Annotated in this window: 29 protein-coding genes, 2 tRNA genes and 1 rRNA gene; 13 read left to right on the forward strand and 19 right to left on the reverse strand. The window is 41.2% G+C overall.

Annotation, left to right across the window (positions count from 1 at the left end; translation table 11 throughout):
• The 3 genes from ASG46_RS04510 to ASG46_RS04520 form a co-directional block, all read right to left on the reverse strand.
• Positions 1 to 89: ribosomal RNA gene (locus tag ASG46_RS04510) — 16S ribosomal RNA — on the reverse strand; the annotation flags it as partial.
• A gap of 179 nt (positions 90 to 268) precedes the next feature.
• A tRNA-Gly gene (locus tag ASG46_RS04515) sits at positions 269 to 342 on the reverse strand.
• Positions 343 to 357: 15 nt separating this feature from the next.
• Positions 358 to 434: transfer RNA gene (locus ASG46_RS04520), tRNA-Arg, on the reverse strand.
• 369 nt (positions 435 to 803) lie between these two features.
• Between ASG46_RS04520 and gltP the strand changes: the two genes are divergently transcribed.
• The gene (gltP, locus tag ASG46_RS04525) at positions 804 to 2054 is read left to right on the forward strand and encodes a glutamate-aspartate/proton symporter GltP (RefSeq protein WP_024719154.1); all 1251 of its coding nucleotides are present in this window, start codon (positions 804 to 806) and stop codon (positions 2052 to 2054) included.
• A gap of 39 nt (positions 2055 to 2093) precedes the next feature.
• Here the strand turns inward: gltP and ASG46_RS04530 are convergent, their stop codons facing one another.
• Together ASG46_RS04530 and ASG46_RS04535 are read right to left on the reverse strand one after the other, a co-directional pair.
• On the reverse strand, positions 2094 to 3113 hold the full coding sequence (locus ASG46_RS04530; protein ID WP_056703420.1) for a S66 family peptidase: 1020 nt from the start codon (positions 3111 to 3113) through the stop codon (positions 2094 to 2096).
• Positions 3114 to 3192: 79 nt separating this feature from the next.
• Entirely contained in the window at positions 3193 to 4068 is an 876-nt protein-coding gene (locus ASG46_RS04535) for a DMT family transporter (protein WP_056703424.1), read from the reverse strand.
• A 296-nt stretch (positions 4069 to 4364) separates the two neighbouring features.
• On the opposite strand from ASG46_RS04535, the gene ASG46_RS04540 reads away from it, so the two are divergent.
• Together ASG46_RS04540 and ASG46_RS04545 are read left to right on the forward strand one after the other, a co-directional pair.
• Positions 4365 to 5090: an AzlC family ABC transporter permease gene (locus ASG46_RS04540; protein WP_007496390.1), complete on the forward strand. Its 726-nt coding sequence runs from the start codon at positions 4365 to 4367 to the stop codon at positions 5088 to 5090.
• Positions 5087 to 5407, forward strand: coding sequence for an AzlD domain-containing protein (locus ASG46_RS04545; protein WP_008346681.1), 321 nt, complete (start codon positions 5087 to 5089; stop codon positions 5405 to 5407). Before ASG46_RS04540 ends, ASG46_RS04545 begins: the two co-directional genes overlap by 4 nt.
• 35 nt (positions 5408 to 5442) lie before the next feature.
• Here the strand turns inward: ASG46_RS04545 and ASG46_RS04550 are convergent, their stop codons facing one another.
• Positions 5443 to 6105, reverse strand: coding sequence for an O-methyltransferase (locus ASG46_RS04550; RefSeq protein WP_082515456.1), 663 nt, complete (start codon positions 6103 to 6105; stop codon positions 5443 to 5445).
• Between the two features lie 149 nt (positions 6106 to 6254).
• Entirely contained in the window at positions 6255 to 6440 is a 186-nt protein-coding gene (locus tag ASG46_RS04555) for a CsbD family protein (protein WP_056703430.1), read from the reverse strand.
• Positions 6441 to 6568: 128 nt separating this feature from the next.
• On the opposite strand from ASG46_RS04555, the gene ASG46_RS04560 reads away from it, so the two are divergent.
• A complete protein-coding gene (locus ASG46_RS04560) occupies positions 6569 to 7120 on the forward strand; it encodes a GNAT family N-acetyltransferase (RefSeq protein ID WP_019743587.1) in 552 nt (183 codons plus the stop codon).
• Between the two features lie 4 nt (positions 7121 to 7124).
• On the opposite strand, the gene ASG46_RS04565 is transcribed toward ASG46_RS04560, so the two are convergent.
• Complete coding sequence (locus ASG46_RS04565; RefSeq protein ID WP_007496397.1) at positions 7125 to 7712, reverse strand: LysE family transporter; 588 nt, start codon at positions 7710 to 7712, stop codon at positions 7125 to 7127.
• A gap of 115 nt (positions 7713 to 7827) precedes the next feature.
• On the opposite strand from ASG46_RS04565, the gene ASG46_RS04570 reads away from it, so the two are divergent.
• Positions 7828 to 8382 carry a helix-turn-helix domain-containing protein gene (locus ASG46_RS04570; RefSeq protein WP_025206820.1) on the forward strand — a complete coding sequence of 185 codons (555 nt, stop codon included), beginning with the start codon at positions 7828 to 7830 and terminating at the stop codon, positions 8380 to 8382.
• Positions 8383 to 8425: 43 nt separating this feature from the next.
• Here ASG46_RS04570 and ASG46_RS04575 read toward each other — a convergent pair whose 3' ends face one another.
• The 6 genes from ASG46_RS04575 to ASG46_RS04600 all read right to left on the reverse strand — a co-directional run bounded on the left by ASG46_RS04575 (position 8426) and on the right by ASG46_RS04600 (position 12500).
• Positions 8426 to 8719 (reverse strand): hypothetical protein, encoded by a 294-nt coding sequence (locus ASG46_RS04575; protein WP_008346693.1) that lies wholly within the window; start codon positions 8717 to 8719, stop codon positions 8426 to 8428.
• Positions 8720 to 9070: 351 nt separating this feature from the next.
• Complete coding sequence (locus ASG46_RS04580; RefSeq protein ID WP_008346697.1) at positions 9071 to 10123, reverse strand: LLM class flavin-dependent oxidoreductase; 1053 nt, start codon at positions 10121 to 10123, stop codon at positions 9071 to 9073.
• 17 nt (positions 10124 to 10140) lie between these two features.
• A complete protein-coding gene (locus ASG46_RS04585; protein WP_008346699.1) occupies positions 10141 to 10764 on the reverse strand; it encodes a nitroreductase family protein in 624 nt (207 codons plus the stop codon).
• Positions 10748 to 11221, reverse strand: a complete 474-nt coding sequence (locus ASG46_RS04590; RefSeq protein ID WP_007496406.1) for a MarR family winged helix-turn-helix transcriptional regulator — start codon at positions 11219 to 11221, stop codon at positions 10748 to 10750. The genes ASG46_RS04585 and ASG46_RS04590 overlap by 17 nt, the downstream gene beginning before the upstream one ends.
• A 108-nt stretch (positions 11222 to 11329) precedes the next feature.
• Positions 11330 to 11833, reverse strand: a complete 504-nt coding sequence (locus tag ASG46_RS04595) for a dihydrofolate reductase family protein (RefSeq protein ID WP_008346701.1) — start codon at positions 11831 to 11833, stop codon at positions 11330 to 11332.
• A gap of 115 nt (positions 11834 to 11948) precedes the next feature.
• Positions 11949 to 12500 (reverse strand): TetR/AcrR family transcriptional regulator, encoded by a 552-nt coding sequence (locus tag ASG46_RS04600; RefSeq protein ID WP_008346703.1) that lies wholly within the window; start codon positions 12498 to 12500, stop codon positions 11949 to 11951.
• A gap of 149 nt (positions 12501 to 12649) precedes the next feature.
• On the opposite strand from ASG46_RS04600, the gene ASG46_RS04605 reads away from it, so the two are divergent.
• The 3 genes from ASG46_RS04605 to ASG46_RS04615 all read left to right on the forward strand — a co-directional run bounded on the left by ASG46_RS04605 (position 12650) and on the right by ASG46_RS04615 (position 14258).
• The gene (locus ASG46_RS04605) at positions 12650 to 13273 is read left to right on the forward strand and encodes a GNAT family N-acetyltransferase (protein ID WP_008346706.1); all 624 of its coding nucleotides are present in this window, start codon (positions 12650 to 12652) and stop codon (positions 13271 to 13273) included.
• Between the two features lie 68 nt (positions 13274 to 13341).
• Complete coding sequence (locus tag ASG46_RS04610; RefSeq protein WP_008346708.1) at positions 13342 to 13737, forward strand: VOC family protein; 396 nt, start codon at positions 13342 to 13344, stop codon at positions 13735 to 13737.
• Positions 13734 to 14258 (forward strand): GNAT family N-acetyltransferase, encoded by a 525-nt coding sequence (locus tag ASG46_RS04615; protein ID WP_008346711.1) that lies wholly within the window; start codon positions 13734 to 13736, stop codon positions 14256 to 14258. The genes ASG46_RS04610 and ASG46_RS04615 overlap by 4 nt, the downstream gene beginning before the upstream one ends.
• Positions 14259 to 14270: 12 nt before the next feature.
• Here ASG46_RS04615 and ASG46_RS04620 read toward each other — a convergent pair whose 3' ends face one another.
• On the reverse strand, positions 14271 to 14540 hold the full coding sequence (locus ASG46_RS04620) for a YesK-like family protein (protein WP_039956342.1): 270 nt from the start codon (positions 14538 to 14540) through the stop codon (positions 14271 to 14273).
• A 51-nt stretch (positions 14541 to 14591) separates the two neighbouring features.
• Between ASG46_RS04620 and ASG46_RS04625 the strand changes: the two genes are divergently transcribed.
• Entirely contained in the window at positions 14592 to 15065 is a 474-nt protein-coding gene (locus ASG46_RS04625; RefSeq protein ID WP_008346715.1) for a GNAT family N-acetyltransferase, read from the forward strand.
• Here the strand turns inward: ASG46_RS04625 and ASG46_RS04630 are convergent.
• Positions 15057 to 15845 (reverse strand): GNAT family N-acetyltransferase, encoded by a 789-nt coding sequence (locus ASG46_RS04630; RefSeq protein ID WP_039956344.1) that lies wholly within the window; start codon positions 15843 to 15845, stop codon positions 15057 to 15059. The two genes, ASG46_RS04625 and ASG46_RS04630, sit on opposite strands and share 9 nt — an antisense overlap.
• A 161-nt stretch (positions 15846 to 16006) precedes the next feature.
• Between ASG46_RS04630 and ASG46_RS04635 the strand changes: the two genes are divergently transcribed.
• Together ASG46_RS04635 and ASG46_RS04640 are read left to right on the forward strand one after the other, a co-directional pair.
• Complete coding sequence (locus tag ASG46_RS04635) at positions 16007 to 16447, forward strand: LytTR family DNA-binding domain-containing protein (RefSeq protein WP_008346719.1); 441 nt, start codon at positions 16007 to 16009, stop codon at positions 16445 to 16447.
• The gene (locus ASG46_RS04640) at positions 16444 to 16860 is read left to right on the forward strand and encodes a hypothetical protein (RefSeq protein WP_017366684.1); all 417 of its coding nucleotides are present in this window, start codon (positions 16444 to 16446) and stop codon (positions 16858 to 16860) included. Before ASG46_RS04635 ends, ASG46_RS04640 begins: the two co-directional genes overlap by 4 nt.
• Positions 16861 to 17065: 205 nt before the next feature.
• Here the strand turns inward: ASG46_RS04640 and ASG46_RS04645 are convergent, their stop codons facing one another.
• Together ASG46_RS04645 and ASG46_RS04650 are read right to left on the reverse strand one after the other, a co-directional pair.
• Positions 17066 to 18268 (reverse strand): MFS transporter, encoded by a 1203-nt coding sequence (locus tag ASG46_RS04645; RefSeq protein ID WP_056703432.1) that lies wholly within the window; start codon positions 18266 to 18268, stop codon positions 17066 to 17068.
• A 31-nt stretch (positions 18269 to 18299) separates the two neighbouring features.
• A complete protein-coding gene (locus ASG46_RS04650) occupies positions 18300 to 18905 on the reverse strand; it encodes a TetR/AcrR family transcriptional regulator (protein ID WP_046527100.1) in 606 nt (201 codons plus the stop codon).
• A gap of 426 nt (positions 18906 to 19331) precedes the next feature.
• Here ASG46_RS04650 and ASG46_RS04660 point away from each other — a divergent pair, with 426 nt between their 5' ends.
• Together ASG46_RS04660 and ASG46_RS04665 are read left to right on the forward strand one after the other, a co-directional pair.
• Positions 19332 to 19784 (forward strand): MarR family winged helix-turn-helix transcriptional regulator, encoded by a 453-nt coding sequence (locus ASG46_RS04660; protein WP_007496431.1) that lies wholly within the window; start codon positions 19332 to 19334, stop codon positions 19782 to 19784.
• 56 nt (positions 19785 to 19840) lie between these two features.
• Positions 19841 to 20734: an alpha/beta fold hydrolase gene (locus ASG46_RS04665; protein ID WP_056703435.1), complete on the forward strand. Its 894-nt coding sequence runs from the start codon at positions 19841 to 19843 to the stop codon at positions 20732 to 20734.
• Positions 20735 to 20769: 35 nt separating this feature from the next.
• On the opposite strand, the gene ASG46_RS04670 is transcribed toward ASG46_RS04665, so the two are convergent.
• The gene (locus tag ASG46_RS04670; protein ID WP_056703439.1) at positions 20770 to 21918 is read right to left on the reverse strand and encodes a type II asparaginase; all 1149 of its coding nucleotides are present in this window, start codon (positions 21916 to 21918) and stop codon (positions 20770 to 20772) included.
• Positions 21919 to 22151: the final 233 nt, after the last annotated feature.

The following is a 22151-nucleotide window of genomic DNA, read 5'->3' on the forward strand; positions in this document are numbered from 1 at the left end:
GGGAGCAAGCTCCCTTCTGTCCGCTCGACTTGCATGTATTAGGCACGCCGCCAGCGTTCGTCCTGAGCCAGGATCAAACTCTCCGAGGTATGCAGGATGCATATCACACATGCGTTGCTACACGATGTAGCGAACTTAGCATGTGATCATTTCCTGCCTCGTCAGCGTTTGACTGACTACCTATGATGTATCATAGGGTTTTTTTATAAAAACTCGAATTAACAGGTACGTTTTGTCTTGTTTAGTTTTCAAAGATCATCTTTTAAAATGGAGCGGGTGATGAGAATCGAACTCACGACATCAGCTTGGAAGGCTGAGGTTTTACCACTAAACTACACCCGCGTGGTTGAATGTTATTGGCGCGCCCGAGAGGAGTCGAACCCCTAACCTTTTGATCCGTAGTCAAACGCTCTATCCAATTGAGCTACGGGCGCTTAATCAGGCGACTTAATTATCTTAACATATCGTTTTTATTAAGTCAACATCTTTTTGAAGTTTGTTTATCGTATCTGTCTGAGCATCAGTGTTTCAGATGCGTCATCAGCGACGAATAAAAATATACCATGAATCACGCAAAAGGGTCAATACATTTTTCTAAAAAAGTTTCATGTTTTTTAAGAAGTGCTCTTTTGTTAGATAAATAGAGTTTCAATCGCCCTATTTTCATTTCTTTCTTCATAATTCTAATGATTCTTAAATAAAATCTTTCTAAATCCAAAGGAGGACAAAACATGGTCACCTAGAATTTTTATTTATTGGAAAATTCTTAATATTTTCCATGCATTTAAAGGAGGTAGGAGATGATGAAAAAGTTTGTCGCTTTTCAAATCATGATCGCTTTGGTGATAGGAGCTCTTATCGGCCACTTCTTCCCTGATTTCGGAATGGCACTGCGGCCCATTGGGGATGGCTTTATCCGATTGATTAAAATGATTGTAGTCCCTATTGTTTTCTCTACGATTGTCATCGGCGCAGCTGGCAGCGGTGGAATGAAGAAAATGGGCAGTCTCGGATTAAAGACAATCATTTGGTTTGAAGTCATTACGACCATCGTTCTTGGAATCGGACTTTTATTGGCCAACGTGTTAAAGCCAGGCGTTGGACTCGATTTCTCTCAATTAGCTAAGAAAGATATTGGGGAACTCGATGGTTATACTCAAAAGGTCGTCGATTTTAAACAGATGGTTTTAGACATCATTCCAACCAATATCATCGATGTCATGGCTCAAAATGATTTACTAGCAGTGATTTTCTTCGCTATTTTATTCGGTGTAGCCGCAAGCGGCATTGGGAAAGCTTCCGCTCCTGTCCTTACCTTCTTTGAATCAGTAGCACAAATTATGTTTAAGCTCACACAAATGGTCATGGTGACAGCTCCTATTGGAGTTTTAGCATTAATGGCAGCTTCTGTCGGACAATACGGCATTGTTTTACTCATTCCTATGATGAAACTTGTTGGCACTGTCTTCTTAGGATTGTTTATTATTCTATTTGTTTTGTTCCCTCTTGTCGCACTGATCTTCCGTTTTAACTACTTCGAAGTGTTGAAAATGATTTGGGATTTGTTTTTAGTGGCCTTTTCTACTACAAGTACAGAAACTGTTCTTCCACAGCTCATGTCACGGATGGAGAAATACGGCTGTCCAAAAAGAATCGTTTCCTTCGTCATCCCGTCAGGTCTTTCTCTTAATTGCGATGGTTCAAGTTTATATTTATCGGTTTCCTGTGTGTTTCTTGCACAAGCGTTTGGTGTCGATATGAGTTTATCACAGCAGCTCCTCATGATGCTTGTCCTTGTTTTAACAAGTAAAGGCATTGCAGCTGTCCCGTCTGGGTCACTTGTCGTTCTTTTGGCAACAGCTCATGCAGTAGGTCTGCCAGCAGAAGGTGTCGCTATTATCGCCGGTGTTGATCGGATTATGGATATGGCTCGAACAGGCGTGAATGTTCCTGGACATGCGGTTGCCTGTATTGTCGTTTCTAAATGGGAAAAAGTATTCCGAGAGTCTGCATGGGAAGTTCCAAAAGCAGGTGAAGAAACAAAAGGAATGTAATGTTTTTTTATGAAGGAAAGGGGTCGCCCTTTCCTTTTTTTATGGCAAAAATGTCTGCTTCAGCACGGCTTTACCTTCTTGCTGCAACTGCACCTCCGCGTATGCTCCGTTAATGAGGGTCATTTGAGGCGGTACGTGTCCACAATCAATATCGTAAACAATCGGTATGTGTAATTCCTTATGCAATTCTTCATATAGATCCGTATATTCATATCCTTCCACAGGAGTGTCCACTGCACTCCTACCAAACATGATTCCAGAGCAATGATCAAACCAGCCTGCTAGTTTTAATTGAACAAGAGACCTCTTCATGCTCGCAGCATTTAATTCACAGTTTTCAAAATACCATAGAATGGGTTCACCTTTCAGGTATGTTTCTTGAAAAGCTTTGACATCTCCAAAAGGCGTGCCAGCTAAGTGCCGGATCACATCAATACAGCCACCCATCAGTCTTCCCTTGATCGTCGTCTCTAAGTGATCAACAGTACGCCATGCGGTTGGCTCGGTTAAATGAAAGACATGAATGCTTGGATGGTCATACTGCCATTCCTTTTGATACATATCAGAAGAAAATTGAGTAACGTCCTTTTTCTCTGGAGTGGAAAGTATTTGTTCCCACATAGCCGTCACCTGATCAAGCTCTTCCCCCTGAAGATCCACCAGGTTCGGTCCATGCGCTGTCGCAATGCCTGTGTTTAATGTCAAAGCTAATAGAAGGAGACTTGTATCCGAGTAACCAAGAATCCACTTTTTTTGCATCACTGAGAAATCAAGATGCTCTAACACTTCAATAAGCAGCTGTCCACCCCATGGCGGGATGATGTGGTCAATCTCATGACAAGTCATCATCCGCTGTAACTCATTTGCTCGCTTGATTGCAGGAGCTGATTTCGCTTTTTCCTGTTGCCATACTGTCTCTCCACATATAACTTCATAGCCTCTTTTTTTCATCCGATCGCAAGACAGTTGAAACATCTCATGCAAAGAGGGCTGCACACCTGAGGAAGGTGCTGTCACCCCAATCGTTTGTCCTTTTTGCAAAAATGGATACTGGATCATCCTGCTCACCTCCACCTTCTATGAATCTCTCATCTATTCATTGTAAAGAAAATTCCCCTTCTCCAAGGGGAATCTCGTCTTACTCTCTCTGACGCAGGACAGTATATACACCTGCGAAAATACACAAAATCCCAACAAACGAACGTAAGTCCATCTCTTCACCTAGAAGCATCCATCCAAGGATCGTGCCAACGATTGGTTGAAAGAAGAAAAACAGACCACCGCTTGAAGCGTCCATCAGTTGAAGCCCTCTATTCCACAAAAAGAAAGCAAGGGCCGTTGAGATGATACCTAGATACAGAATGCCACCCCATATTTCCGGTCTTGCCATTTGCTGCACATCAAGATGAGGCAAACGAAACAAGACGGGTGGTGTTAATACGATAAAGGCCACAATGATCGCATATGTTGTCGTCACTACTTGAGGATACTTTCCTGGAACTCGTTTCAAAAGAACAGACATGAGCGCCCATGTTAATGCAGCAATAACCAGTGAAAGACCGCCAACAAACTCATCCGTTTGAACAGCGACAGGCCCAATCATCATCAGTACACCTACTGTAGCAAGCAGAATGGAGACACACTTTCTCATTGTGAAAGATTCTTTTAATAGAAAGAAAGCGAAAAGCACCATAAAAGCAGGTGTGGCCGATGTGATGACGGCACCCATTTGTGCAGACGTATACATTGTGCCAATTTCTTGGGTCACGATCGAAAGAAAGTTGCCAATCAATCCAATCGCCACAATCAGCGGGATATCCTTTTTGTCTAACCGAAAAGAGTAGCCCAAACGCCAAATCGTGAACACAAGAACGACTCCAGCTATTGCATATCTCATCCAGACGAGCTCAAGTGGCGGGACCACCGCAACTGTTACTTTGACCACTACATACATACCGCCCCAAATACTAGCAGCTAACGTTAAGTAAAGGGCTCCTATATATTTTTCATTCATTTTTTCCCCTCCGTTACTGGATATATTCACTGCGATATCCACAAACGGAGATCACTCTCCGTTATGGACGGAGGTGATTTGGTACATCATGTTCAAATAAAGGCTTCCATTGCATATCAGTCACCCCAATTGTTTTTATTTTCTGATTACTTTATAACAAAATCTGGTTCACTTCAATCCTTTTTTATCGCCACGTTTCTTCATATAATAGAAGTTCAATAGGATTGACATGATGAATTCGTTTTCTTATAGTAAGTAAAACAATTGATGTTTACATAGAAAAGGAGTAGAGGTATTTGGATGTTGAAGCTAGGAAACACATTCCCACTGCCGGAAACGAACCGTTTCTTGAGGGAATAAAAGATTGTGTGCCAACCTTGCTTGGTTATATGAGCATTGGGTTTGCCTTTGGAATTGTTGGCATTAGTTCGCAGTTAAGTATATGGGAAATCGCGCTGTTATCTATCTTTATTTATGCTGGCGCTTCACAGTTTATCATCTGTGCATTACTTGTGACAGGAAGCCCTCTTTCCGCTATTATTTTCACCACGTTCATTGTCAATTTACGGCATTTGTTACTCAGCCTTACGCTTGCCCCCCATTTTACACGCTACTCTGTAAAGCAGAACATCGGATTTGGTCTTCTGCTTACTGATGAATCCTTTGGCGTAGCGATGAATAAATTAGCACAGCAAGGAAAATTGAATAACAGATGGATGCATGGACTGAACATTACAGCTTATTTATGCTGGATTGCTGCGTGTACACTTGGCGGAATATTCGGACACTGGATTTCAAATCCAGAGGCGCTTGGTCTTGATTTTGCCCTATCCGCGATGTTTGCTGCGCTGCTCATTCTTTCTTTACAGACGGTGCCAAAAAATAAGCTCACCCATCGCTTATCACTTGTTTTATATATGTTTGTTGCGATGTTTGTGCTGCTTCATTTTGTTCCTTCACACGTGGCTGTTTTGTTGGCAACTGTGCTTGTTGCCACTATTGGGGTGGTGACAGATAAATGATTAGCAGTTTTATGTTATGGCTCATTCTTGGCTGTATGATTGTGACCATCATCCCAAGAGTCGTTCCATTTTTATTTGTAAGGAGTATACAGATGCCAGAAGTGGTGCTCAAATGGTTATCATTTATCCCCATTTGTATATTTACCGCTTTGATTGCAGAGCATCTATTCATACATACTACAGCAGGCGTCACCATTCACTGGATGTACCTTGCTGTCTTGGTTCCAACTGTGTTAATCGCTGTTTGGACAAAAAGCTTGTCCCTCACCGTTCTAGTAGGCGTCATGCTGATGGGCACAGCTAGATGGTTTTTCTAATAGAAAAAGCTTAACCGGATGCGGTTAAGCTTTTTTCATTTTACGATACCGTATACAAAGCCGTCATAGCCTTTTTCGCCAACAGTTTGAATAGCGGTTGCCTCAATTCTCGACTCTTGTTTGAGTAAATCGAAAAATTCACGCGTTCCCTTCACTCGCTCATCTTGATCAGAGGCATGAAGAACTGCTCCATTTCTGACTACATTGTCTGCAATAATGACTGTTCCCTTTTTTGAGAAGTGTAACGCCCACTTCAGATATTGCGGGTTGTTTGGTTTGTCTGCATCAATGAAAATCAAATCGAACGGGAGCGTATCCTGCTCTTTTAACTGAGATAAAGTATCTAACGCTTTTCCTTGTAAAATGGTGACACGTTCTGCTAAGCCTGCTCTGTCTATGTTTTGCTGTGCTGTTTCTGCATGATGACTGACAGCCTCTAATGTCAAAAGTTCTCCATCTTCTTCAAGTGCACGGGCAAGCCAAATGGTACTATAACCGCCAAGTGTACCGATTTCTAAAATGCGCTTTGCACCCTTGGTTTTTGCTAACAAATAAAGTAGTTTTCCTTGGGCCGGCGACACATCTATTTCTGGTAACCCGGCTTGCTTATTCTTGATAAGAGTTTGCTCCAACACGTCATCTTTGGCCATCAATTTGTCTTTGATATACTCGTCAACTTTCCCCCATACTTGCTCCAAGTCATCCATCTCCCTTGTTCATGTCTTCTATTTAAAGTCTACATGACGGAAGCGAGAATTTATAATCAATTCTTTTCACACACCTATTGATTTTATTGATGAAAGGAATGTGATGATGGATACATGGGGCGAGTGCAAGTATACGCAAACTACTGATTCAGCTTATTTTTCACGTCACCTTTTTTATCTTGAAGCTTTCCTTTTACTTGATCTTTCTTTCCTTCTGCTTTCAGGTTTTCATGATCTGTCGCTTTGCCAAGTTTTTCTTTCACTTGACCTTTGACTTGATTTGTTTTTCCTTTCGCTTTATCCATATGTCCATTTTGTTCACTCATTTGTTCCACCTCCACGTTTGATACTGTTTATTTTTAGCCTTTTTGCACATGACAAAACATCTGAGTGTGCTGTGTGCGCGTTTCAGGTATGATAGACATAATGGAATGAAAGGTTGGTGGTCTGTTCAATGATCATTTCTGAAAGTATGTTCACTGTACGTGGTGTGACCTATCGTATTCGCTCTGCTGCATCAGCAGATGCCAAACAGTTATCAGCTCTCAGACTGAAAATCGATGGTGAAACCGAATATTTAGATCGTGAACCGGGTGAAGCTTTTATTGATGAGAAAGGGTTCGAGGCGTTGATTCAAGAGGATTCCAAGGAATGCCGTCATCTCTTTTTAGTTGCAGATATTGAAGGAGACATTGTCGGTTTTTCAAGATGCGAAGGGCATTCTCTTAAGCGCTCTGCTCACAAAGTAATGTTTGGCGTCGCCGTACAGAAGGCCGCTTGGGGCTATCACATCGGGAAAGAACTTTTAGCTGCATCGATCGACTGGGCAGATCAGCAAGGCATTCAAAAGATGTCACTTCAAGTAATGGAAACCAATCAAAAAGCCATTCGTTTATATGAACACTATGGCTTTGAGATTGAAGGCTTGTTAAAAAAAGATAAACGGCTGGCGGACGGCATGTATTATGATACGGTTGTGATGGGCAGGCAGCGGCCAGTCTCCTGACCGCTTACATGACATAACTCCAGATCATCGAAATCGCACTATACATAAGCAGCAGCCCCATGACGAACTGGAACGGCCGCTGATAAAGAGTCAAAAAACGCTTGAATACAGAGCCAAATAAACTCCAGCTAAATGTGCCTAAAAAACCAATGATGGCGAGAATCAACGTCAACAACATGTATTGCATATTGGACTGTCCATACGGCAGAACAAAAGTGGAAATGACGGTTAACCCATACAAGATGGCTTTCGGATTAATAAATTGCAGCAGCATCCCCGGGATAAAATGATTATAGCGGTCTAGTGTTTCGTCATCTCCGCCTTTACTTCTCATAATTTTGACAGCTAAATAGATCATGTAACCGGCTCCAATGAAAGCCATGACCCAGCCGATTTTCGGCATGACTTGATAAAGAATCATATTGAAGAAACCGCTCAAACATAAAATGACCAAAAATCCGATCCCAACCCCTAAACAAAATCGAAATGTTTGCTTGACCCCATATTTATTCGTAAAGACCATCGCCATGATATTATTCGGTCCAGGGGTAAAGCTGGTAACAAAAGCATAAATCAACATGGAAACAATCAAACTGTTACCTCCTTCTCATACGTTATTTAGACTTAAAAGTCTTTATTGTGTATATATTACGTTTTATTGTACTTTTCAGTCGTTATAAAGTAAATTCAGAAAGGAGTTTTTTTTGATGGAGGATGTACAATCGATTATTGCTAGAAATGTCAAACTGTTAAGAGAGCAAAAGAAATTAAGCCTAGAAAAGATGGCTGAGGTAACAAGTGTGAGTAAAACGATGATTGGGCAAATCGAAAGAGGAGAATCCACACCAACCATCACCACTCTGTGGAAAATCGCCAATGGGTTGAAGGTGTCTTTTAGTGAACTCATATACGCACCGCAGCCTGAGATTAAGTTTGTGCGAAAAGAAGAAGGACAAGTTTTAACAGAGGACGAGGGAAGGTATCGGGTATATACGACGTTCCCATTTGATGACCTGAGAAAATTTGAAGTCTATCAGGTAGAAATTGATCCTCATGGGTCGTTAAGTGCGGAAGAACATATCGGCGGTACAGAGGAATTGATTACCGTATTTGAGGGAGCACTTGATTTATCAATCGGTGATGAGCAATACACATTACAAGCTGGCGACTCGATTCGGTTTAAAGCTGACCGTGCCCATGAGTATAAACAATCAGGAGAACAGATGGTACGGATGCAAATGATTCTTTATTATCCCCATTAAAAAAAGCTGACAGGCTTGTCCACCTGTCAGCTTTACATTTTATTTAATTAAATCCTGGATCGCGTACAACCGTTCCAGTAAAGGTAACTCTATATTTTCCTAAACCTAACTCTTCAATTGACGATTGATAGAGAATACCGACCCATCCATCCTTTGCATATGTAATACTTGATGGGATGTTTGACGTCGTATATGTTCTCGTTTCCGAGACGGTTCGACTTGCTTGTACCGTAACTTCACTGTTTACTTTCCCCTTCGCTTCTACCGGGACAGCGGTGACGCCCGCACCCGTTAAAACAATTGCTCCAACCAAAACAGAAGTTATGACCTTTTTCATACAAAAATCCCTCCCTTTTTTTGTTGAACATATTAACCATACCATAATTTAGAACTTTCGTAAGTTATTTTTTCATTTTTTTTGAAAATTATGATATGATTGTCTTATGCTGGATAGAGGGTGTTACATACTTCTATGCTTTTGTCCTCATCTCGTTTCTAGTGAAACAATTGATAACGGAGGTGATTTCATGAAAAAATGGCTTATCTGTTTTCAACTTGTTTTCCTCTTCACCTTGACGGCCACACCATTTGCTTCTGCATCCACATGCCCTACAGTGAAACCATGTATCGCTGAGCCTTAAACATGAGAAAAAGTCGATCAAGTGAATAGGCTTGATCGACTTTTTTGTTATGCTTGTTCGGCTTCCCAGCGGGCAACCTCTTCTCTTACTTTAGGGGCCACTTCTTTTCCAAATAACTCAATAGCTTTCAGCACTTGATCATGTGGCATTGAACCGACCGGTACGTGCAACATGAAGCGCGTAATGCCTACATTTTTTCGCAGATGAATCACTTTCTCTGCCACGGCATCTGGATCTCCTACATACAATGCACCTTCTAATGTTCTTGCTGCATCGAATGTAGAACGGGTATAAGGTCCCCAGCCTCGTTCTCTTGCTAATGTATTCATGACATGCTGTGTAGAAGGGAAGAATTGATCTGCTGCCAATTCTGTTCCCTCCGCAACAAATCCATGTGAATGGGATGCCACCGTTAATTTCTCAGGATCATGTCCAGCGTGAATCGCAGCTTGCTTGTAGAGCTGCACTAGCGGTGCGAACTGTCTAGGGCTGCCGCCAATAATGGCAAGGACAAGTGGTAATCCTAATAATCCAGCACGTACGACAGATTCTCTGTTTCCTCCACTGCCAATCCAGATGGGAAGCGGATCTTGAACAGGTCTTGGGTATACGCCGACATCCTGAATGGAAGGACGGTGCTTACCGCTCCATGTCACACGCTCTGACTGCTGTAATTTCAACAGTAAATCTAGTTTTTCTTCAAATAACTCTTCATAATCATCTAAGTCATAGCCAAAAAGCGGGAACGATTCAATAAATGATCCACGGCCAGCCATGATCTCTGCACGCCCGTTAGAAAGGCCATCTAATGTCGCAAAATCTTGAAACACACGAACAGGATCAGCCGATGAAAGAACAGTTACGGCACTTGTCAGACGAATATTCTTTGTTTGCGTTGCCGCAGCTGCTAATACGACTGCTGGATTTGATGCGGCAAAATCTTCACGATGATGCTCTCCTACACCAAAAACGTCCAGACCCACTTGATCTGCTAAAATAATTTCTTCTACTACTTCACGAATACGCTGTGCGTGGCTGACTGTTTTTCCTGTTTGAAAATCAGTTGTTGTTTCTACAAATGTACTAATTCCTAGTTCCATGAATGGAACCCCCTATCTTATAAATATGTCACAAATTCAGAGACCGGCTTGCGATAGCCTCTCGCTTGTCTGCTCTCTACTTTTTCTTTTCCGAGTGTAATCATTAATACAGGAACCAAATCTGATTCGATGTTTAACACCTTTTTCATTGCTTCGGGGTCAAAGCCGATCATTGGGCAAGTATCCCATCCCTTGTTTTTGGCGGCAAGCATAAATAGCATGGCAGATAATGAAGCGTTTCGAATCGCCTCTTCTTTCTGAAAGTCTGATCCTCTCTGCACATAAAAACTCATCGTCTCTCTGACCATTTCCTCATATTGTTGCGCATTTAAGATGCCGAGCATTTTTAGGCCTTCATAAATGTTTCCTGCTTGCTCATAAGCTTTCGGATCGCCGAGCACAATGATCGCTGCTGAAGCGGAATGCACCTTATATTGTCCAAATGCAGCATCTCTTACTTGCTCTTTAAGCGCTTCTGATTGGACGACGACATATTGCGTATGCTGTAAATTAAAGGCTGAAGGTGCCAGCTTCACTTCTTCAAAGATACTATTAAGCTCTTCTCTCGAAATCGAGATATTTGGCAAAAAATTTGATGCTGATCGTCTTTCACGTACCAATGTATCAAAGCTGCGTGTCATCTTGTTTCCCCTTTTCGTGAAGTTGTTTTGCACCTAAACCGATTTTTTTCAACCATTCGATGAGCTGCTCTTTTTCCTCTGTTTCGATAAAGGACAGATTTTGTGAAATGACATCTGTATGTTTTGGAAAAATATCGTCAAATAGCTGCTTCCCTTTATCTGTCAGTAATACATGGAATACACGTTTATCAGAAGGTGCACATTGTCTTTTGACTAATTCTTGTTTTTCTAATTTGTTGACCACATAGGTGATGCTCCCACTTGGAATGGATAAAATCTCACTAATTTTTTGAACGGGATGTGGTCCCTTACTATACAGTAATTCAAGAATTTGAAAGTTTTCAAATCCGATATCATAACGTTCAATGTCTTTTTGGATGTTTGCAAAAAGGGCATGGTAGGCTTTCATCCACACTCGGAAAAGCCTTAAGTCTAATTCCTGATCTTGCTGCACCATGGCAACTACTCCTTTTTCAATAAATCCTAAAACTAGGATAAATTTATCCTAACACTAGGATATTTTCTTGTCAACGTGTTTGTTTGATTAAAAAAAGACCCCTTTGATTTAGTGGTCTTCTTTTAACACAAAATGCATTTCAGCAATTTGTTTGTATTGATTCACTTGTTGTAATGAAAATCTAGATTCCTGTTCAGTTGGAGGGAAAAGAGGGATTCCTTTTCCAATCATGACAGGTGCGATTTGGAGATACAGCTCATCGACTAATTTTTCTTTTAATAATGCTTGAAGCAGTTCCCCGCCCCCTAAAATCCAAATATGCTGGCCTTTTTCATTTTTTAAATTTTTGATAAACGAGAGAACATCTTCACGAACGATGTGGGTTCCTGTATGGCTGTCTTGTAAAGTGCGAGAAACGATATAACATGTCTTGTCTTCATAAGGAAACTCATCAGGTGAAAGTTTGAGAACCTGTTCGTATGTGTTCCGTCCCATGATCAGCGTATCGACTGATGCATAAAATTCCTCATATCTCGTATCCTCTTCGCCCTCTGTGCCTATGAGCCAATCTAAACGGTGATCATCCCTTGCTAAATATCCATCAATGCTCATTGCCCCATAAAATAGTAATTTCCTTTTCAATCTCACCACTCCCCGCCTAAAATAAGAACGTATATTCCCATTTTAACAGAATGAATAGAAAAATGATATATGATCAATTCGTTTCTTACGATTCCTGTTCTACCTTCATAAGAAGCTTGTACAAGATGTGCGCAAGCTGCCCCGCTTCGACTGTCATCCCTTCATGAATCCATTCCTCCAGTACACCAACAACACCAGACACAACAAATGAAGCCTCAATCTGTTCACGTTCCGTAATCTGACGCTGATCAAGTTGCCACTCTTTCATGATTTTTTCTTTAAAAAACGCTTTAAATTGATTCGTCGTTGGGCTATTCGGTTTGACAAATAACGTCATCATGAATTGTTTTTCTTTTAAATACTCAGTTGTTTTGTTTAAAAAGGACAGCATATCAAGCGGGTCCTGGCTTGGAAACGATTCATCGTATAGTCCGCCAAGCTGATGAAATAGTTCCTTCTCAAGCTGTTCATGCAAATCAAATACATCTTGGTAGTGCAAATAAAAGGTCCCTCTTCCTAAATCCGCTCTTCTAGATAGCTCTGATACTGTAATTTGTTGAACATCTTTTTCCTTTAAAAGCTCAAGAAAGCTTTCCCGTATCGCCTTTTTGGTTTTGATTGTTCGTCTGTCCTTCATCAAACACCCTCCATTTTTGAACAATCTGGCTATACCTGTCTATTTATGAACAAGAGATCATTCATTGCCGATGTTCGGTTTATTTTCCTCTTATTATAATGGACACATGTTCAATAATCTATATCTGTTCAAAAAAGGAGGACCATCATATGCTTCAATTCAGACTTGCTAGAGAGGATGAACTGCCTCAAGTGGCAGCGTTGTTAGATGATTCATTTCAGAACTATTCATTTTTTGATTTATTATGCGAAAAGGTGACCAAGCGTTCTGCTTTCGCCCGTCAGCTGCATTTGATCAATACAAAGGTATATTTTCAGCATCAAATCTGTTTGGTCGGGGTTGAGAACGAGAAAATTGTGTCTGCCGCCCTGTTAAAACATCCCCGTCTTCCTGAACCAGGACTCATGGATTATGTGTTATCTGGTGGGTTAAAGCTACTCTTTACTGGTGGCATATCGGCGATTCAGCATGTGTTCCGTATGTTAAAGGAGGCAAAAAAAGCGTGTTCTTCCTTAAAGAAACCTTACTGGTATTTAGAAGCTCTTGTCGTTGCAAAAGACCAACAAGGAAAAAAACTTGGAAGCCGTATGCTAAAGCAATGTCTTTTCCCCTTTATCGCCCGGCAAGGCGGCGGACTGTTCACACTGATTACACACAACGAGGCCAATCGTCATTTCTATCGAAAAAATGGGTGGACGGAGTTTGATGAGAGAGTACTGCACGGAGAAAACATGTCCCTAGAAAGCTGGAGTTATAAAACCGTGATCAAATAAGGTATCTTCTTCAAGGGATGATATAATAGAAGCAGTTCAAACAATGATCATACTTGGAGGAGAGACTGATGATACGACGACTTGATCATATCGTGTTGACTGTACAACATATGGAGGAAACCATTCGCTTTTATACAAACGTATTAGGAATGAAGGAAGAAACTTTTGGAGAAGGCCGTAAAGCCCTTCGTTTTGGCTTACAAAAGATCAACCTTCATGAAGCGGGTCATGAATTTGAACCAAAAGCTGCTCATCCCCAGCCTGGATCTGCTGACTTGTGTTTTATCACCGATTTAGATATAGACAGTTTATTGCTTCATCTTCGAAAGCAGGTTGTTCCAATTGAAGAAGGTCCGGTCAGACGTTCTGGTGCATTAGGTCCGATTGAATCCATTTATATCCGTGATCCTGATATGAACTTAATTGAAATCTCCCGATATATAGAGGAGGCTGATCCATCATGACTCGATTATTTTTGAGACCGATTGAAGAAAAAGATTATCCTGGTATTCATAGAGGATGCCAGCATGCAGAAACACTTTATATGACTGGCACACGCAAAACGTTCACACTAGAAGAAATTCGTTCAGCCTATACCCGTTTTCTGCAGGATGACAGTAGACGAGACTTTGCTATTTGTCTGCTAGACACGAAAGAAATGATCGGGGATGCGGCGATTGTGGATATTGATCCGATAAACCATACGGCAAGTTTCCGCATTGCGCTACATGGTCCAGAGCATTTTCACAAAGGATATGGCACTGAGGCTGTTCGGATGGTTCAAACATTTGCCTTTGAGACGTTAGAACTCAATCGGCTTGAGCTTGAAGTTTTTTCCCATAACCCACGAGCCTTTCGAAGCTATGAGAAAGCCGGATTTCAATATGAAGGAAAAAGACGTCAAGCGCTCTATTTCAACGGTGCTTATTCGGATGTCATCATGATGGGAATCCTTCGTGAGGAATACGATAGAATCAAATCATAAAGATGTCCCAGCCTACGAAGGGTCATCTTTTTTAAACAGATGAACCCCTGTAACGATGATCAAACAAATGATAGAAGAGAGAACGATAGAGACGCTTGATATGCTGAGCGCCATCCCTTCCCATCTGCCAATGAAGAAACTGCCGATCAATAAGAGTAATCCAAACATAGTGATACATATCGGGACAATTAGCCTGGCATGGCGATGCCTGCGTCTTTTTCCTGCCCACCACGAGAGACAGAGCACAATGACAGTAAAAATAGCGGTTTGTAGCCAGAACATATCGCATCAACTCCTTTTCTTTTTTATCTTATGACAACGGAGGTTTTTACAATGAATATTAGACCGATTCAAAAGCAGGACAATCCTTTTATCGCGGCCATTATCCGCCAGTCATTAGAATCAGCGAATCTTGCGATTGAAGGTACAGCCTACACAGACCCACACCTTGATCAGCTTTTCGAATACTATCAATCATTGACTCATGCAGCCTATTGGATTGCCGAAGAACATGGTGAAATTGTTGGTGGCGTTGGCATTGCCCCTTTCACAGATGGCATTTGTGAGCTGCAAAAGCTTTATTTAAGCCCAAAAGCACAAGGCAAAGGTGCGGGCAAGAAACTGATGGATACGGCCCTGCAATATGCTGCTACATACTACGATGCTTGTTATTTAGAAACCCGCAGTGAATTAACAGCTGCTACTGGTCTTTATCAACGGTATGACTTCTCTCTTCTTCCTGCACCGATTGAAGGCTCAGAGCATTCTGCCATGGATGCTTGGTATCTCAAAACCTTTTCAGCGTGAGGCATAAAATAAACGATACGTCTTTGTCCACTGAAAACCTAGCTTCTCTGCCAATTTGGCCGAGGTTGCATGATGGACATCGCAATCCCAATGCGGTGTCTTCCCTTTTTCAACACAGATGCTGATCATTTGCTGAGCTGCTAACAAAGCCAATCCTTTTCCACGGCAGGCTTCATCTGTCCAAATATCGATTTCCACACGTTTATCACTTAAAAAAATAGAAATACATTCACTGACCACGTCTTCACCGTTTAAGATGGCAACTCCGACGCCATTAGATAAAAAGTGATCTACTCCTCCCCAATATGCTTCATAATAGCTGGATGGGAATACTTTGCTATCGGCAATGACTTGTTCATTCGTGCGTTTAATCATTTCGTCTTGATCAGGCACAATCAGATCTGGAGAGGTCAAGTCATAAGAATACGCATGTCTTTTCATTTCATTCAGTTGGGAACCGAAGCATTTTTTCATCATCTCATCTGATGCTGGATTTGCTGAAAACAAAGTGAAACGTCCGTTCTCTCTTTTCTGCTTTTTATAAACATCCACAATGAACGTTGAACATAATGAGAGTGCTGCTTCTGTCTTGCCTGCGACATAATAAATGCCGGTTGTTGTCCCTGCAAAATAGACACACGGGTGATCTCGGTGATCCACATATAAATCTCCTTGTATCACCCCATCGAGTATCGCATCTACGAACACTGGATAGGCAGGATCAATCCGCCGAATTTCCTCTTTTACCGCTCCTGTCCTTTGTTGATCTACAAGATACAACATCATTCCTCCATTCACGAACGAGTATCTTTTCATTATAAAGGAAAGCCGTAGACTCGCAGTGAATCTTTGCAACAAAAAGAATTCTTCTGCATCAAAGCAACATTCCATCGCATTCGCTTTCATCTATTGCTATGCTCATTGTGAGAGGAGGTTTATGGATGAAATTTCGTTTGATCTGGAATCAAGAAAAGGATGTGACGGAAGTAGACGTCATCAGCCATCCACATAATCAAGAACGTTTACAAAAGATGGCAACAATGCTGGAGACTAGTACATCTCTAACGGTCAAAGATCCAAAAAATGATCGGCAGTCTCTTTTACCATTAGAACAAATTGAAGCGATCTCTGCGCTTGGACATCTGTCAAAGGTGATCACGACTCAAGGTACGACGTATTTTCTCAGTAAACGGCTGAAGGATCTGAAGTCGTTAGAGCGTGAACATTTCTATCGTATCAACAATGCAGTCATTCTCAATTTAGCGCAAGTCGACAGCTTTGTCGCTGGTACGTACGCTCGCTTAGAGGTCGAAACCATCTCGAAAAACAGCTACACCGTCAGTCGTCATTACGCCAAATATATAAAGGAGCGATTCAAATGATCAAGGAACTAAAACATCAATTTATGCAAACAGCTTTTGTCTCTATCGTATGGCTGACACTCATCCTGTCAATCACTCAATGGTCATCCTCTATCCCTTTTCATTACGTGTGGCACATCATTGCCATCGGTACTCTGGCAGGCATCGTCTTTGGGGTCATGTATCCTTTACTATGGAACTACTTTACCTTTCCAGCACCCATCAACATTCTGATCTCCACTGTCGTCAATTTAGGATTTCAAGTAGGAGCCGTCGCTTTATATTCGACTGCACTGCTCGAATGGATCATGCCTTATTTTATCGGTATTGCCTTTCTCACATTAGTAGGCCATATCATCGCCTTTCTATTTTACAAAAAGCAACAAAATCAAAAACTGGCGCAGGCACTGAATCACCTGAAGCCACAGCCTTAAAAAAAGAGACCTTATTTGAAAGGTCTCTTCAGATTGTTGACAAAGGGCTAAAATGAACTTTATTTTAGCCCTTTGTCTTCTTTTCAGCGTGATAGAAAACCTTTGCAGCCCTAGGAAGGACGAGTACTGGCGCGGCAGGACTGACAACGAATGCGAGGGTTTGTCTACACGCTGAAGAGACCTTATTTGAAAGGTCTCTTTTCTATTATTCTGCTGATGCCTCTTCTGTCGCCTTCCCCTTCCAAATAAGGGTTAAGCCTAACCCAAGAAATAAGACAACACCTGCAAACAGGAATGGGAAATGAATATTTTGATCGAATAATATGCCGCCAAGTGCCGGGCCAAAAATCGTACCAAGGCTTGTGTAGGTAGAGTTCATACCTGCGACAAATCCTTGCTGATTGCCAGCGATTTTTGATAAGAAGGTCGTGAGGGCAGGGCGCAATAAATCGAACGCAAGGAAAATCACACACGTCACGATCAGCACAACCATAAAGCCTGACACGACTGTGGAAACAAAAGCGAGAACTGCTCCAACAATCAAGCATAGTTGAATAACTCGTTTCTCCCCAAGCGCATTCACCATTTTACCAAACACGAGGACTTGGATGATGACGGCTACAATTGAACTGACGGTAATGATAATCGCAATATCCTTCGGACCAAATCCAAACTTGTGATTTGTAAACAAGCTAAAGACCGTTTCATATGCAGATAGTCCAAACGCCAGCACAAAGACAATGATGAAGGCGATGAGATAGCTTGGATGAATCGATTTTTTCAAGTCTTTAAAGAAGGTCGATTCTTTCACATGATCCATTTGTTTCTCTCGCTCTTCTTTTGTTAATGGTTCCTTCAGCATAAACATAGATGAAATCACAGCAATAAATGCAATCCCTGCTGCAAAGAAAAACGGCAGGCGAACGCCATATTCTGCAATAAATCCGCCAATTCCTGGGCCGATGATAAATCCGGTACTAATAGCAGCGGATACATACCCCATTGCCTTGGATCTTTCTTGAACAGTCGTGATATCGGCGACATAAGCGGTGACAGCCGGCATGATAAATGCTGCACTAATGCCGCCAAGAACCCTTGCAAAATACAGAACATATACGTGTGTTCCTAAGCCAAAAACGAGTTCTGATAACGCGAATAGAAAAAGACCTGACACAATCATGATCTTTCTTCCGTATCGGTCTACCCATCTTCCCGCAATAGGTGATGCGATAAGCTGTGCAACGGCAAACGCCGCCACAAGATATCCCATCGTACTGCCCGTTAAATGCATGACATTCATAAAGAGCGGCATGACAGGTATAATCAGACCGATACCTAAAAACGCAATAAATATATTACTTAATAAAATAACAAGTACGGCTTTTTGCTCACGAATCGGTTTTTGCATGATGTTTGTTTCCCCTTTACTGACTCACTTGTTACTCATGATGGTTGATTCCGTGAATAAACAATGAGATCGCCTCTTTTTGTAATTCCTTTTTCTGCTGCATCGTGTCATTTTTATATAACACGTCTAATCCATAAAATACAGAAAGTAATATTTTCACTTTTGATTCAACATGCTGAATCGACCAGCTGCCATCTTCGTTTCCTTCAAGCAGGATGTCTCTCATCACATCATCAAAGTCTACATCAATCTTGTTCAGCCGCTCCATGACTTCATCTGATGTAAATGCACTGGCACAGAATTCTTCACTTGCTCTCATTAAAGGATAGTTAATCCCCATTTGACTAAGTAGCTCTGCAAACCCTGCGAGCTTATCAATGGCCCGGTGCAGCGCTTGTTTCTCTTCATGCCACGTCTCCATCATGAATCGATGATCCTCTTCCATAATATGAAGGAACAAAAACTCTTTTCCTTTAAAATGATGATAGAGGTTGCCTTTACTAATCTCAGCCGCCTCTAGAATATCTCGCACGGATGTTTCAGAATATCCTTTTTTCGCAAATAAATCACGTGAAGCGGTGACAATCTTCTGCTTCGTCTTTTCACTTTTTCCAGCCCCGCTTTGTGTACTTGTCATCTATGAACAATCCCTTCTACCTTGCTTTTCTTCACACGGACATATAAAACCGACCAGTTGGTTTATTTTTTTATTATAAATGGAGATCGCCCATAATACAATGAAAAAGTCATCGACTTCCTAAGGAGTGAATCTCAGTGAAAACAAACAAAACGATCATTTATGCCATCACCAAAAAGGACGTATACTTGTTTTTCTTTTATGATCTATTCATTGCCACCTTAGCCTACTACATGTTCAAAATCAAACCAACTATGTTTTATGAATGCTTAGGGATAACAGGAAGTATTCTTTGTCCGTTGTTGATGAGAAAGTGGAGGTAGAGGTCATTTTCTCATCACATCTATCCCTCTTTTATTTAATTTTTCTTAACATTTAACTTCACTTAAATATTAAGATCGCATATAATATAGGAGAAAAGAGGTGATGTCATTGGATGAGGATATCATTCATTACAGCAAAAAAATCATTGAGTACTCAAATGCACTAGGTTCTATCTATGTAGAAGAGTATCAACGATTCTTAAAAAATGAGTATGCAGATTTAACAAGCAAACAAGAACTGACCCTTGAATTGCTGCGGTCGAAGACGAGAACAATCAATGAACTGGCTGATTATTTCTCCATTTCATCTAGTGCCGCTAGCCAGCTCATATCAAAGCTTGAACAGCTTGGATATGTGAAAAGAGAGATTAATCCACATAACCGTAGAGAAATCATTGTTGATTTTGCTCAAAAGGGCCATGACTATCATAAAGATATTGAAAAAATTCAGCTGCATCTTATTCAAAAATACTATGCCCAGCTTTCAAAAGAAGATCTAAAAACATTATTATCGCTTTACGAAAAAATCTATCAAATTGCGAAAGAAACGCCTTAACCCGGCGTTTCATGCATGAATATGTAAGTTAGATAAACGATGAAAGGGATGATCAAATGGACAGGATTCATTTGCAAGATGGACGTCATATTGGTTTGTCTCAATACGGTGATCTTGAAGGATTCCCAGTATTCTTTTTTCATGGGACACCTGGATCGAGAGTGATGTTTTTAGATGATGATCCAATCTCAAAAGAGCTTGGCATTCGTCTCATTTCTTTAGACAGACCTGGTTTTGGTTTATCTGATCCGCAACCGAACCGCACTATTTTAGACTGGGCAAAAGACGTACAGGAAGTGGCCGATCATCTTGACATCTCCCATTTTTCAGTGATTGGTGTCTCTGGAGGCGGGGCATTCGCTGCTGGTTGTGCCTATCAATTGCCAGACCGCATTCTTTCAGCTGCTCTCGTCTCAAGTACCACCCCATTTCAGGATGGTAAACCGCCTAAAAGTATGCTAAAGGAGAACAAGATTGCCTTTTTCCTCAGTAAAAGAATGCCTTGGCTCTTAAAGGCAAGCTATCGCGCTCAGAAAAAACTCATTGAAAAGAAACCAGAGAAATTCAAGAAACTAACGAAAAAAGGGAACAAACATTTACATCCATCGGATCGGCAATTTCTTCAAACCGATGAGCAACTGGAGCTGATGATGCGGCATTTATACGAAGCTACTCGTCAATCGGTTGATGAATGTATTCATGAACCAGATTTACTCTCACGGTCATGGAAATTCGATATGAAAGATATACAAATCCCTGTGGATGTCTGGCATGGAAAAGAGGATCAGATGGCCCCTTTTGAAGAGATAGAAAGCATTGCTCCCAACATTCCAAACGCCAAAACGCACTATATCGAGCAAGCAGGACATTTTCTGACTGATATAGATGATGTTTGGAGAGACATTTTACTCTCTTTAAAAAAACGGGCTGAAGATCAGGTACACATATAAAAAAAGACCCAATGATACGTCGGGTCTTCTTCTTTTTAATACTGCTCGTAATAGGATTGAATTTTATCTGGATCTTTTGTTTTCGTCAGAGCCAGCATGAGTAAAATGCGTGCTTTTTGTGGATTTAATGAATCCGATGAGACAAAATGATGTTCATCATCCATTTTTTCATGTGTGACAATGCCATTTCCTGCACGGCTTGACCTCACGATCACCACGTCTTTCTTCACTGCATCTGTTGCCCCATTGATCGCTTCTGTTGACATCGTTCCATTTCCTGCGGCGGCAACGACAATGCCTTCCGCTCCTTCTTTAACCGCAGCATCATACACATACTTTTGATCATTTTGATAGCCGTATAAGATATCCACTTGCGGCAGCTCTTTTAGCTTGGAAATATCGAATTCACTGTCAGCTGTATGTTTTCTTGTCGGTTCGTTATAGAAAGAGACAACTTCACCCGCCACTTCTCCAATGTACCCTTGCTCAAGAGACTTGAACGAATCGGTTGTGGTGGTATTTGTCTTCGTAATAAAACGAGCAGAGGCAATTCGGTCATTTAATGTCACCATTACACCTTTGCCTTTGGCTTCTTTTGTCGAAGCAATTTTCACTGCATGATACAGGTTAAGCGGGCCATCCGCACTAATGGCAGATGCCGGCCTCATTGAACCCACAACCACCACTGGCTTATCACTTTTTACAACCAAATGTAAAAAATAGGCCGTTTCTTCTAATGTATCTGTACCATGTGTCACCACAATGCCATCCACTTGATCATCATTTAAAAGCTGATTGACTCGTTTCGCTAATTTTAAAAGCAGAGCGTTATCCACATTTTCACTGCCGACGTTCGCTACTTGCTCACCCGTGACATTTGCAATATCCTTCAGCTGTGGTACGGAAGCAATGACTTTATCGATTCCAAGTGCACCAGATTTATATCCAGTCGTATCTGTATTGCTGTCTGAACTACCGGCAATCGTTCCGCCTGTTGCCAGCACCTTAATATTGGATAAAGATTTATTCCCTGTCTCAACAGCCGTGTTTTTTTCTTTTGTTTCACTGGTAGTGCTTTCTTGATTACTTTGATTATTCTCTTGAGTGCTATCGTTCGCACAAGCTGCGGTCACCAATAGTGAAACAGAAAGAAGGGCAGCACCAAACCATTTTGTTACGTTCATAAGATCATCTCTTTTCTTAAATGTGATGAATAATTATCTGTCTATAGGGTTTACTTTATACCATTCCTTCATTCATCAGCATGAGGTGAAAGTCACAGAACCAAATAAAGGAAAAAGGGCACTATTATCAAAATTTATTTATACCATAATACCTAAATTGAATTCAGAAGTTGTTCTCAACCCATTTATGATAAAATGTAGGAAATCTTACAAAAAAGGAGTACATACAGTGC

Source organism: Bacillus sp. Leaf49 (assembly GCF_001426125.1).
Classification (GTDB): Bacteria; Bacillota; Bacilli; order Bacillales; family Bacillaceae; genus Bacillus; species Bacillus altitudinis.

Excerpts from the sequence above, each read along its gene's own strand:
- gltP (WP_024719154.1), top strand. The coding sequence starts at position 804 with ATGAAAAAGTTTGTCGCTTTTCAAATCATGATCGCTTTGGTGATAGGA.
- ASG46_RS04530 (WP_056703420.1), bottom strand. The coding sequence starts at position 3,113 with ATGATCCAGTATCCATTTTTGCAAAAAGGACAAACGATTGGGGTGACA.
- ASG46_RS04535 (WP_056703424.1), bottom strand. The coding sequence starts at position 4,068 with ATGAATGAAAAATATATAGGAGCCCTTTACTTAACGTTAGCTGCTAGT.
- ASG46_RS04545 (WP_008346681.1), top strand. The coding sequence starts at position 5,087 with ATGATTAGCAGTTTTATGTTATGGCTCATTCTTGGCTGTATGATTGTG.
- ASG46_RS04555 (WP_056703430.1), bottom strand. The coding sequence starts at position 6,440 with ATGAGTGAACAAAATGGACATATGGATAAAGCGAAAGGAAAAACAAAT.
- ASG46_RS04560 (WP_019743587.1), top strand. The coding sequence starts at position 6,569 with ATGATCATTTCTGAAAGTATGTTCACTGTACGTGGTGTGACCTATCGT.
- ASG46_RS04570 (WP_025206820.1), top strand. The coding sequence starts at position 7,828 with ATGGAGGATGTACAATCGATTATTGCTAGAAATGTCAAACTGTTAAGA.
- ASG46_RS04575 (WP_008346693.1), bottom strand. The coding sequence starts at position 8,719 with ATGAAAAAGGTCATAACTTCTGTTTTGGTTGGAGCAATTGTTTTAACG.
- ASG46_RS04580 (WP_008346697.1), bottom strand. The coding sequence starts at position 10,123 with ATGGAACTAGGAATTAGTACATTTGTAGAAACAACAACTGATTTTCAA.
- ASG46_RS04585 (WP_008346699.1), bottom strand. The coding sequence starts at position 10,764 with ATGACACGCAGCTTTGATACATTGGTACGTGAAAGACGATCAGCATCA.
- ASG46_RS04590 (WP_007496406.1), bottom strand. The coding sequence starts at position 11,221 with ATGGTGCAGCAAGATCAGGAATTAGACTTAAGGCTTTTCCGAGTGTGG.
- ASG46_RS04595 (WP_008346701.1), bottom strand. The coding sequence starts at position 11,833 with ATGAGCATTGATGGATATTTAGCAAGGGATGATCACCGTTTAGATTGG.
- ASG46_RS04600 (WP_008346703.1), bottom strand. The coding sequence starts at position 12,500 with ATGAAGGACAGACGAACAATCAAAACCAAAAAGGCGATACGGGAAAGC.
- ASG46_RS04605 (WP_008346706.1), top strand. The coding sequence starts at position 12,650 with ATGCTTCAATTCAGACTTGCTAGAGAGGATGAACTGCCTCAAGTGGCA.
- ASG46_RS04610 (WP_008346708.1), top strand. The coding sequence starts at position 13,342 with ATGATACGACGACTTGATCATATCGTGTTGACTGTACAACATATGGAG.
- ASG46_RS04615 (WP_008346711.1), top strand. The coding sequence starts at position 13,734 with ATGACTCGATTATTTTTGAGACCGATTGAAGAAAAAGATTATCCTGGT.
- ASG46_RS04620 (WP_039956342.1), bottom strand. The coding sequence starts at position 14,540 with ATGTTCTGGCTACAAACCGCTATTTTTACTGTCATTGTGCTCTGTCTC.
- ASG46_RS04625 (WP_008346715.1), top strand. The coding sequence starts at position 14,592 with ATGAATATTAGACCGATTCAAAAGCAGGACAATCCTTTTATCGCGGCC.
- ASG46_RS04635 (WP_008346719.1), top strand. The coding sequence starts at position 16,007 with ATGAAATTTCGTTTGATCTGGAATCAAGAAAAGGATGTGACGGAAGTA.
- ASG46_RS04640 (WP_017366684.1), top strand. The coding sequence starts at position 16,444 with ATGATCAAGGAACTAAAACATCAATTTATGCAAACAGCTTTTGTCTCT.
- ASG46_RS04645 (WP_056703432.1), bottom strand. The coding sequence starts at position 18,268 with ATGCAAAAACCGATTCGTGAGCAAAAAGCCGTACTTGTTATTTTATTA.
- ASG46_RS04650 (WP_046527100.1), bottom strand. The coding sequence starts at position 18,905 with ATGACAAGTACACAAAGCGGGGCTGGAAAAAGTGAAAAGACGAAGCAG.
- ASG46_RS04660 (WP_007496431.1), top strand. The coding sequence starts at position 19,332 with ATGTCATTGGATGAGGATATCATTCATTACAGCAAAAAAATCATTGAG.
- ASG46_RS04665 (WP_056703435.1), top strand. The coding sequence starts at position 19,841 with ATGGACAGGATTCATTTGCAAGATGGACGTCATATTGGTTTGTCTCAA.
- ASG46_RS04670 (WP_056703439.1), bottom strand. The coding sequence starts at position 21,918 with ATGAACGTAACAAAATGGTTTGGTGCTGCCCTTCTTTCTGTTTCACTA.